Below are 421 nucleotides of genomic sequence, written 5' to 3'. Positions count from 1 at the left end.
CAACTTCGTCCAGCGCTCATTCGGCGCATTAACCCTTGCCGGGCATCGACCCGACAGGGAGCGATTGCCCGCAATTTCTCCGAGGCAATCGACCATGTATCAGCTTTCCTTCTCGGGCTCCGCCCATTCCTTCCGCACGATGCTCGAAGTACTCCGTTTCCTGCGAGACGACGCGAGCGTCGCAGCAGTCGATGCGGCAAAGATCGCGCTCACGTTCTTCAGCCACCCCGTATCCGTTACTCGCTACAACGGCACACTGACTGTTCGTCGGCCCGGGACGGCGACAAGCCTCTTCCTGTCGTTGATCGACGAGATCGACGCGGCTTACTTCAGACCATCGTTCACCGCGCTCGAAGCGTGGCAAATCCGGCGCGAGCACTGGCAACTGCTCTATCTGGCTTTTGATCTGGCACGGGAGCCG

The 421-nt window shown here is 60.1% G+C and carries 1 pseudogene; it reads left to right on the top strand.

The window, feature by feature from the left end:
• Nucleotides 1-94: 94 nt before the first annotated feature.
• Nucleotides 95-421, top strand: a pseudogene (locus NCT32_RS37810) (hypothetical protein); the annotation flags it as partial.

The sequence above is a fragment of the Caballeronia sp. INML2 genome (genome assembly GCF_023631365.1).
Taxonomy (GTDB): Bacteria; Pseudomonadota; Gammaproteobacteria; order Burkholderiales; family Burkholderiaceae; genus Caballeronia; species Caballeronia turbans.
Note: the sequence above shows the minus strand (reverse complement) of the source record. Positions and strands in the feature narration are given on the sequence as shown.